Origin of the sequence: Staphylococcus rostri (genome assembly GCF_002902145.1) — a bacterium.
In the GTDB taxonomy this organism is placed as follows: domain Bacteria; phylum Bacillota; class Bacilli; order Staphylococcales; family Staphylococcaceae; genus Staphylococcus; species Staphylococcus rostri.
Map to the genome: position 1 here is coordinate 1 of NZ_PPRF01000080.1, position 1,558 is coordinate 1,558.

A 1,558-nucleotide genomic window follows, 5' to 3' on the forward strand; every position below is an offset into this window, starting at 1 on the left:
CGATTGAATTCAAGACACCAGACGGTTACATTCCAACAACAGAGAATGTCGGCGATGATACGAAGGATTCCGACGGAACGAAAGTAACGGTAAACGTTGACGGTAAGAATGATACGACAATCGACTCAGGATTTATCAAGGAGACACCAGTGTATGATTTAGGCGATAAAGTATGGTTCGATGAGGATCAAGATGGTATCCAGGATGCGAATGAATCAGGAATCGAAGGTGTTAAAGTAACATTAACGAAACCGGATGGCACAGTGGTCGCAACGACAACAACAGACGCAAATGGTAACTACATCTTTACAGGATTAGAGCCAGGAGATTACGTTGTAACGTTCGAAACACCAGCAGGAATGGATCCAACGAAAGTAAATGTTGGAGACGATGCACTTGATTCAGATGGTACAAGCATTAAAGTACACTTAACTGGAAATGATTATACAATCGATTCAGGATTTGTGGTTAAAGAAATTCCATCTGAACCAGGTAAGGAAATTCCATCTGAACCAGGTAAAAAAGATACACCAACACCAGGTAAAGAAGTGAAAGAATTACCTAATACAGGTGAAGCAAATAATAGTGGTATCCCAGCAGCATTATTAGCTGGACTAGGTGGATTATTATTATTTAGAAAACGACGTTAAGAAAATGGCGGATAAAAACTAAAAAGCTTTTATGTATAATTCGGCTATAGATATTATCTATGGCCGAATTTTTCTTATAATATGGTAAAATGATAGTTATAAATGATATGGAGGTTACTTATGTCTATAGAAACTAGAATCAACGAATTGTTAGCACTAGTAGAGAAAAAGCATGGAGAAATAAAAGATGAATTTTACATTTCTTTAGGAAAAGAAAATATTAAAGCTGATATAAAATTATTTAGGGGATCAAAAAATATAAAAAGAGACATAATAAATTATTGTGAAAAATTTAAGAAAAAAACAAGAACTTATCCGAAATGGATAAAAATTGATATCGTTACCAGTACAGAAGATATATTTTATGATGATCTAAAGAGAGAAATGGAAAAATGTCGAAGAAACTACATTGAATATGGGATTGTTCTTGATAGTATGTGGAATCTTTCTTTTTTACCGGAAGTTATTAATGCGAATGCATTTGTTAAACCACAAGGTAAAGAAAGAATACTTTCAGAAAAAAATATTAATAATTATTTATTGAAGTATACATCTCAAAAACGTGCTTTCAAACACTCGCTGTATTCCGGTAAAAGAGTTATGAAGTTTACAACGAAGAGTTTCTTTTTGGATGAAAATGAGTTATATGAACTAGAAGAATCAGGATATACTAAAGGATTACGCAAAATTGAAAATTTATCATTAGAATTAGATAAATTAATTGCTACAAGTACGGACTTTCTTAAAAATGAAATTCAGGATAATGGAAGATACATTTATGGATATTTTCCACACTTCGATAAAGAAATAGGTTTCGCAAATTTCAAGTTTAAGTTAGTCACCTTTTACGAGTGAGGACTACACTGAGATTATCCGTTTCCGAACCTGTTGAGGATGGATGAGTTTTA

Annotated in this window: 2 protein-coding genes; both read left to right on the forward strand. The window is 33.1% G+C overall.

The features are described from left to right. Positions 1-650 (forward strand): SdrD B-like domain-containing protein (locus tag CD122_RS10040; protein WP_169926512.1); only part of this gene is annotated, 650 nt, incomplete at its 5' end. Positions 651-770: 120 nt separating this feature from the next. Continuing rightward, the gene (locus tag CD122_RS10045) at positions 771-1,505 is read left to right on the forward strand and encodes a hypothetical protein (RefSeq protein WP_103358843.1); all 735 of its coding nucleotides are present in this window, start codon (positions 771-773) and stop codon (positions 1,503-1,505) included. The last annotated feature ends 53 nt before the right edge of the window (positions 1,506-1,558 follow it).

Excerpts from the sequence above, each read along its gene's own strand:
- CD122_RS10045 (WP_103358843.1), top strand. The coding sequence starts at position 771 with ATGTCTATAGAAACTAGAATCAACGAATTGTTAGCACTAGTAGAGAAA.